This window comes from Streptomyces sp. NPDC059917 (assembly GCF_042730635.1).
In the GTDB taxonomy this organism is placed as follows: Bacteria; Actinomycetota; Actinomycetes; order Streptomycetales; family Streptomycetaceae; genus Streptomyces.
The window spans coordinates 10340-18122 of record NZ_JBHWLC010000120.1; the positions used below are offsets into that span (position 1 = coordinate 10340).

The following is a 7783-nucleotide window of genomic DNA, read 5'->3' on the forward strand; positions in this document are numbered from 1 at the left end:
CGCGTCGACCGCCCACCCGCGTACTTGGGGGTGCGCCGCGGCCCCCTTGTTCTTTTGTACCCCTTCCTCCCCGCGGCGGTGGGGGTGGTGGACAACCGTCCGTCGCGCCTTCGGCATATCCGCTTGAGTTCTCGCGGCGGGTCACCGGACCGACGGAGGCCGCCTGAACGGGAGATCGGGGGTGCCACTCGTGCGGATCGCACTGCTCACGGAAGGTGGTTATCCGTATGCCACGGGCGAAGCCAGGCTCTGGTGCGACCGGCTGGTGCGCGGGCTTCCGCAGCACGAGTTCGAGCTCTACGCGCTGAGCCGCAGCGCCGGGCAGGAAGAGCGCGGCCGGGTGCCGCTGCCCGCCCACGTCACGCGGGTGCGGACGGCCCCCCTGTGGGCCCCCGGCGACGACGGTCGGACCTACTCGCGCCGCGAACGGCGCCGGTTCCTGGCCTGCTTCACCGACCTGGTGCGCGGGATCTGCGCGGCCGACGGCGAGGCGTTCGCCACCGGCCTGTACGGGCTCGCCGAACTGGCCCGGGACCAGGGCGGCCTGTACGCGGCGGTGCGCTCCGAGATCGCGGTGCGGGCCGTCGAGGCCGGCTGCCGGGCGCCGGGCGCGAGCCGCGCCGTCCAGGCCGCGCAGGTGCCCGACCTGCTCGCCTTCGTCGACGAGCTGGAGCGCGCCCTGCGCCCGCTCAGCCTGGACTGGTACGAGGAACTCGGCGCCGTGGACGTCTGCCACGCGGCGGCGGGCGGGCTGGCCGCCCTGCCCGGACTGGTGGCCAAACGCTTCTTCGGAGTGCCGCTGCTGGTCACGGAGTACGGCGTCCAGCTCCGGGCGCACTACCTGGAGCACGCGGAGGAGCGCCCGGCCCTGCGGGCCCTGCTCGGCGCCTTCCAGGTCCGCCTCGCCGCCGAGATCTACGCCCGGGCGGACCTGCTCACCCCCGGCAACGCGCACGCGCGGCGCTGGCAGGAGAAGTGCGGGGCCGACCGGGAACGGCTGCGGACGGTCTACCCGGGGATGGAGGCGGACCGATTCGCCACCGTCGGGGAGGCCGCCGACCACGGCGACCCGGCCACCTTGGTGTGGGTCGGCCGGATAGAACCGGCCAAGGACCTCATCGCGCTGCTGCACGCGTTCGCGGAGGTGCGGCGGGCCGAACCGGACACCCGTCTGCGGATCTTCGCGACCGCGGCGGCGCCGGGGTACTTGGCCGACTGCCGCTCGCTCGCGGCCCAGCTCTTCCCCGACGAGGCGGCGGACGCGGTGACCGTCGGCGAGAGCCCCGTCAGCTTCGAGGAGATCGGCGGGCCGGAGACCCCGGCCCTGCCCGACGCCTACGGCTGCGCCCCGGTCACCGTCCTGTCCTCGGTGGTCGAGGGCTTCCCGATCCGGCTCGTCGAGGCCATGTTCTGCGGCCGCGCCACGGTCTCCACCGACGTGGGGGCGGTGCGCGAGGTCATCGGCGGCACGGGGCTGGTGGTCCCGCCGCGCAATCCGCGCGCCCTCGCGGACGCCTGCCTGACCCTGCTGCGGGATCCGGAGCGCGCCCGCCGGTTGGGGGCGGCGGCCCGGGCGCGGGCGCTGGAGCTCTTCACCGTCGAGCAGAACGTGGCCGCCTTCCGGGAGGTCTACCTCCAGCTGATCGCCGACGGCGCGGCCTGCCCGCCCGCGGACGCCCCCTTCACCCATCCGCCGGAGGCCCGCGTGCCCGGCCACTGGACCACCCCGACGTGGGCCGCGTCCCCGGAGGCGACGGTATGACGACCCACCCGGACACCACCCCGTCCCTCTTCGACCTGGCCCGGCGCCCGGTCCTGGTCCCGGCGCCCGACCCGGAGCCCCGCGCGGACCCGGCGGGCGAGGGGCCGGCCACGGGCGCGCCGGACGCGGTGGAGACCACGCTCGTGCTGCGGCTCGCGCCCCCGCCGCCGGTGGACCCCGAGCCGTCGCCCGAGCCCGCCCCGGCGGAGCACCCCGCCCCGGTTGCCGCCGCCCCCGACCCCGCCTCCGAGGCCGCCCCCGACGCCGACCCCGCCGCCGATGCCGACGCGCGCCCGGGCCGGGTCCTCACCGGACGCCGCCGCGCGAGCGGGGACCCGGTCAAGGCGCTGATGCACCGGCACCGGGAGCTGTGCGAACGGGCCGTCGACCCGCTGGAGATCGCCGCCGGACTGGAGGCCCACGGGATCACCGACCGGACCGCCGCCCGGTTCCGGCACCGGGACGTCTTCTCCCTCGCCGAGGAGCTCTACGCCCGCGTCCCGCGCGGGGAGTCCCCCGACGCCCGGACCGCCGCCCCGGCCGGCGCGGGCCCGGCCGACCTGCGGGGAGCGGCGTACGCCCTGGTCCCCGGCGCCCTCGCGCTCGGCGCCGACCTGATCGGCGGGCCCGCCCCCTGGGTGGGCGCCCTCGCCGCCCTGCTCGCCGTCGGCGTCCTCGCCCGGCCGCGCACCCCGGGGCGCCGGCACCCCTGGCTCCCCCAGCTGCTGGCCGCCGCGGCCACCGGATACGCCGTGTACCGGCTCGGCGCGCCGCTGGGCACCCCGCTCGGGGTGGGCCTCGCCCTCGCGGCGGCCCCCGCGCACTGGTGCGACGCGGCCTTCACGGCCCGCGCGCGCCGCCGCCTCGCCGGGAGCCGCGCGCTGGCGGACTTCGCGGCGGGGGCGCGGCCGCTGCTCGTGGGGGCGGCGCTCTGCTTCACCGCCCTCGCCGCCGTCCCGCTCGTGCTCCTGCGGGCCCCGCTCGCGGTCGCCGTGCCGCTCGCGGTGCTCCTCTTCCTGACCCGGCTGCTGGTCCGCCACACGCCGCACCGGGTCCCGGCCGCCATCGCCCTCGCGGTGGCGCTGATCCCGAACCCGGTCGCCGCCGCGGCGGCCGCCGCCGGACTGCTCGTCCACGCCACGGTCGCGCTCTCCCGCGCATCCGCACACGCACAGACCTGACCGCGCCAACAAGGAGAAGAAGACATGACCGGCCAGCCAAACGACCACGGGGCCGCGCGATGAGGGTGCTGCTGATCGGAGCCAACGGGTACCTCGGCCGCTACGTCGCGGACCGGCTGCTCGCCGACCCCGCCGTCCAACTGACGGCCCTCGGCCGGGGCGACGACGCCGACGTCCGCTTCGACCTCGCCACCGGCAGCCCCGGTGCGCTCACCCGCTTCCTCGACGCCGTCCACCCGGGCGTCGTGATCAACTGCGCGGGGGCCACCCGCGGCGGTGCGCGCGAGCTGACCCGGCACAACACCGTCGCCGTCGCGACGGTCTGCGAATCGCTGCGCCGCAGCGGCTGCGGGGCCCGGCTGGTGCAGCTCGGCTGCGCGGCCGAGTACGGGCCCAGCCAGCCCGGGTCGTCCACGGCCGAGGACGCCGTGCCGAGACCCGGCGGGCCGTACGGCGTCAGCAAGCTCGCCGCCACCGAACTCGTCCTCGGGTCCGGCCTCGACGCGGTCGTGCTGCGGGTGTTCTCGCCCGTCGGCCCCGGCACCCCCGCCGGGTCCCCGCTCGGCCGGCTCGCCGAGGCGATGCGCCGGGCCATGCAGTCCGGGGACTCGGAGCTGAAGCTCAGCGGCCTCGGCGTGCAGCGCGACTTCGTCGACGTGCGCGACGTGGCGCGGGCCGTGCACGCGGCCTCGCTCTCCGCCGCGCAGGGCGTCGTCAACATCGGCACCGGGCGCGCGGTACGGCTGCGCGACGCGGCCGCCGTCCTGGCCCGGGTGGCGGGCTACGGCGGAGCCATCCACGAGCTCGACGGCCCGCCGCAGCCGCACGCGCACCCCGGCCGCCCGGCGGGCCTGGCCGCGATCGGCTCCCCGCGCGCCGAGGCCACCGCCGAGCAACTGGCCGCCGCCCCGCCGCCGTACCCGTACCCGGACGGCTGCGGCACCTGGCAGCAGGCCGACGTCCGCACGGCCCGCGACCGGCTCGGCTGGCGGCCCCGGATCAATCTGGAGGAATCGCTCGCGGACATCTGGATGGAGGCGGCGTGCCGCATCTGACCACCCCGCCCGGGGCGCGGCAGGCGGCCACCGGGGCCGGTCGGCTGGGCCTCGGGGTCCCCGGGTACGGGCACCCGCTGGTCGCGCCCGCCGAGTGGGCCGAGCTGTCCCGGCCCGGCACCCCGCTGCACTGGGCCGTCCTGAACGTGGCGGACGGCCCCGGGCAGCGGCCCGACCCGCACTGTTCGCAGGCGGCGGTGCGGCTGCGGGAGGCGGGCGCCGCCGTGCTCGGTCATCTCGCGATGCGGGACGGCGAGCGGTCCTTCGGCGAGCTGGTCTCGGACGCCCACCGCTTCGTCGACTGGTACCGGGTCGGCGGCTTCTACCTGGCCGAGGCCCCGGCCGACCGGGCCGGGCTGGACGCCGTGCGCAAGCTGACGGACACCCTGCGCACGCTGGGGACCGGCGGGCACCGCCCGCACCTGGTGCTCGGGCACGGCACGCACCCGTACGAGGGCTACACCGAGGCCGCGGACCAGCTGGTCACCTTCTCCGGGAGCTGGGCCGACTACCGCTGGTCGCAGGTGGCGGAGTGGACGGCGGACCATCCGCCGGAGCGGTTCTGCCACTTCGTGCACGGGGTGCCGCGCACGCACCTGGAGGAGGCCGTGCGGGTCGCCCGGTGGCAGGGCGCGGGCACGATCTGGTTCACGGACCGGCTCGGAACGCGCGCGGGCAGCGACCCGTGGGCCTCGATGCCCGGGTACTGGGACGAAATCGTCTCGCGGATCGGGACGAGTGTCTCGGAATGAAGTGGGCCGTGGCAGTGTTGCGGAACAGAACAACACTTTAATGCTCCCCGCTGGTGCGGGGATGACCCGCCTGGAGTGCCCGTGTCGCTGCCACCCCTGGTAGAGCCAGCTGCTGAGCTCACCGTTGACGAGGTCCGTCGGTACTCCCGCCACCTGATCATCCCGGACGTCGGGATGGACGGGCAGAAGCGCCTGAAGAACGCCAAGGTGCTCGCGGTGGGCGCCGGCGGCCTCGGTTCCCCCGCCCTGATGTACCTGGCCGCGGCCGGTGTGGGCACCCTCGGCATCGTGGAGTTCGACGAGGTCGACGAGTCGAACCTGCAGCGCCAGATCATCCACAGTCAGGCGGACATCGGCCGCTCGAAGGCGGAGTCGGCGCGCGACAGCGTGCTCGGCATCAACCCGTACGTGAACGTGATCCTCCACGAAGAGCGGCTCGAAGCCGAGAACGTGATGGAGATCTTCAGCCAGTACGACCTGATCGTCGACGGCACGGACAACTTCGCGACCCGTTACCTGGTCAACGACGCCTGCGTGCTGCTGAACAAGCCGTACGTCTGGGGCTCGATCTACCGCTTCGACGGCCAGGCCTCGGTCTTCTGGTCCGAGCACGGCCCGTGCTACCGCTGCCTGTACCCGGAGCCGCCCCCGCCGGGCATGGTTCCCTCCTGCGCCGAGGGCGGCGTGCTGGGCGTGCTCTGCGCGTCCATCGGTTCCATCCAGGTCACCGAGGCCATCAAGGTCCTGACCGGCGTCGGCGAGGCGCTGGTCGGCCGCCTGATGATCTACGACGCCCTGGAGATGCAGTACCGCCAGGTCAAGGTCCGCAAGGACCCCGACTGCGCGGTCTGCGGTCCGAACGCGACCGTCACCGAGCTCATCGACTACGAGGCCTTCTGCGGCGTCGTGTCGGAGGAGGCCCAGGAGGCGGCCGCCGGCTCGACGATCACTCCCAAGCAGCTCAAGGAGTGGATCGACAACGACGAGCCGATCGAGATCATCGACGTCCGCGAGGTCAACGAGTACGAGATCGTCTCGATCCCCGGCGCGAAGCTGATCCCCAAGGGCGAGTTCCTGATGGGCACCGCCCTCCAGGACCTGCCGCAGGACAAGCGGATCGTCTTGCACTGCAAGACGGGTGTCCGCAGTGCGGAAGTCCTCGCGGTCCTGAAGTCCGCGGGCTTCGCGGACGCGGTGCACGTCGGCGGCGGCGTCATCGGCTGGGTCCACCAGATCGAGCCGGAGAAGCCGATCTACTAGGCGACCCGCTCTCCGTACGCAAGGGCCCCGCCGCGCGACGCGCGGCGGGGCCCTTGCGTACCTCCGGGCTCAGGCCGCGGTGCAGACGGCCTTGGCCGCCGGGACCTTGCCGTTCAGCAGGTAGGCGTCCACCGCCTTCTGCACGCAGGCGTTGCCGCTGTTGTAGGCGCCGTGCCCCTCGCCCTTGTAGGTCAGCTCCACGCCCACCCCGGGGCCGAGCCGCTCCACCATCTTGCGGGCGCCCTCGTACGGGGTCGCCGGGTCGCCGGTGTTGCCGATCACCACGATCGGGGCGGCGCCGGGAGCGCTCACGTCCGGGGTGTCGAAGGCGCCCTTGACCGGCCAGTCGGTGCAGCCGAGCAGGCCCCAGCCGAGGAAGTCGCCGAAGACGGCGGAGGCGGCGCGGAAGGCCGGGAGCTTGGCCTTCGTCTGCTCCAGCGTGAAGCGCTCCTTGGAGTCCGCGCAGTTGATCGCGGTGTTGGCCGCGCCGATGTTGTTGTACGTGCCCTTGGCGTCGCGGCCGTTGAGCGCGTCCGACATGACGAGGAGCAACTGCCCCTGGCCGCCCTCGGCCTCGTCCAGCCCCTGCTCCAGCAGCGGCCAACCCTCCTTGGAGTACAGGGCGTAGGCGATGCCGTTGGTTGCGGCCGAAGCGGTGAGTTGGCGGCCGCCGACGCCCTCGACGGGCTTGGCGGCCAGGGCCTTCTGGAGCTTGACGATGTTCGCGTCGATCTCCTTGGCGGTGCTGCCCTGGAGGCGGCAGGCGTCCCCGCGGTCCACGCAGTCCTGCTCGAAGTTGCCGAGGGCCAGTTGGAAGCCCTTCGCCTGGCCCAGCGCGCCCTCCTCCGAGGTCTTGGTCGGGTCGACGACCGCGTCGAAGACGGCCCGGCCGACGTTCTTCGGGAAGAGGTGGGCGTAGACCCCGCCCAGCTCGGTGCCGTAGGAGATGCCGAAGTAGTGCAGCTTCTCGTCGCCCAGGGCCTGGCGCAGCCGGTCGAGGTCGCGGGCGGCGTTCTCGGTGCCGACGTGGGGGAGGAGCTTGCCGGAATTGCGGACGCAGCCGTCCCGGTAGGTCTTGATCCCGGCCAGGTACGCCTGCTCCTCGGCGGGGGTGGCGGGGGTGTTGTCGGCGGCGTAGTACCGGTCGAGCTGGGCGTCGCTCTCGCAGAGCACCGGGGCGCTGCGGCCGACCCCGCGCGGGTCGAAGCTGACCAGGTCGTAGCGGGTGCGCAGGGCCGTGTACTCCTTGGCGGCGCCGGGCAGGGAGGCGACGCCGGAGCCGCCGGGGCCGCCGAAGTTGAAGACGAGCGAGCCGATGCGGGCGGACTTGGGGCCGGTGGCCTTGGCGCGGATCAGGGCGAGCGGGAGGGTGTCGCCGCCGGGCTCGGCGTAGTCGACGGGGACGTCGAGGGTGGCGCACTCCCAGTCCTTGCCGGGGGCTTGGCCGGCGCCCTGTGCGGCGGAGGGGGCGGGGCAGGGCTTCCAGGTGGGGGCGGCCGGGGCGCCCGGGGCGTTCTCCCTGCCCCTGGAGGTGTCCTTGCCGGCGTCGGAGCAGGCGCCGGTGCAGAGCAGGGCGGCGGCGAGGGCGGCGACGGCGGTGATCCGCGGGGCAGTGGGCATGCCCCCATCCTGCTTCCCCCCTCACCCCCCCGCCCCCGCCATGGTCCGTTCGTGTCCCCCACCGGCCCCGGCCAACCCCGCCCCGCCGGCGTTTGAGGCGCCGCCGGAGGCGACCGCGGCCACAGCCGGGCGGCACATCGACGGTCCAGCGGC

At 74.9% G+C, this 7783-nt stretch carries 6 protein-coding genes; 5 read left to right on the forward strand and 1 reads right to left on the reverse strand.

Translation table 11 applies throughout. The features are described from left to right. The first annotated feature begins 190 nt into the window (after positions 1 to 190). From ACFWAR_RS37010 to moeZ, 5 genes are all read left to right on the forward strand, one after another. On the forward strand, positions 191 to 1762 hold the full coding sequence (locus ACFWAR_RS37010) for a DUF3492 domain-containing protein (protein ID WP_385787379.1): 1572 nt from the start codon (positions 191 to 193) through the stop codon (positions 1760 to 1762). Continuing rightward, positions 1759 to 2943: a hypothetical protein gene (locus ACFWAR_RS37015; protein WP_385787382.1), complete on the forward strand. Its 1185-nt coding sequence runs from the start codon at positions 1759 to 1761 to the stop codon at positions 2941 to 2943. The genes ACFWAR_RS37010 and ACFWAR_RS37015 overlap by 4 nt, the downstream gene beginning before the upstream one ends. Before the next feature lie 59 nt (positions 2944 to 3002). After that, positions 3003 to 3998, forward strand: coding sequence for an NAD-dependent epimerase/dehydratase (locus ACFWAR_RS37020; protein ID WP_385787385.1), 996 nt, complete (start codon positions 3003 to 3005; stop codon positions 3996 to 3998). Then, positions 3986 to 4750: a spherulation-specific family 4 protein gene (locus ACFWAR_RS37025; RefSeq protein ID WP_385787388.1), complete on the forward strand. Its 765-nt coding sequence runs from the start codon at positions 3986 to 3988 to the stop codon at positions 4748 to 4750. Before ACFWAR_RS37020 ends, ACFWAR_RS37025 begins: the two co-directional genes overlap by 13 nt. Before the next feature lie 81 nt (positions 4751 to 4831). Continuing rightward, positions 4832 to 6010 carry an adenylyltransferase/sulfurtransferase MoeZ gene (moeZ, locus tag ACFWAR_RS37030; protein ID WP_385787391.1) on the forward strand — a complete coding sequence of 393 codons (1179 nt, stop codon included), beginning with the start codon at positions 4832 to 4834 and terminating at the stop codon, positions 6008 to 6010. Between the two features lie 69 nt (positions 6011 to 6079). On the opposite strand, the gene ACFWAR_RS37035 is transcribed toward moeZ, so the two are convergent. Further along, positions 6080 to 7630, reverse strand: a complete 1551-nt coding sequence (locus ACFWAR_RS37035; RefSeq protein WP_385787394.1) for an alpha/beta hydrolase — start codon at positions 7628 to 7630, stop codon at positions 6080 to 6082. Between the last annotated feature and the right edge of the window lie 153 nt (positions 7631 to 7783).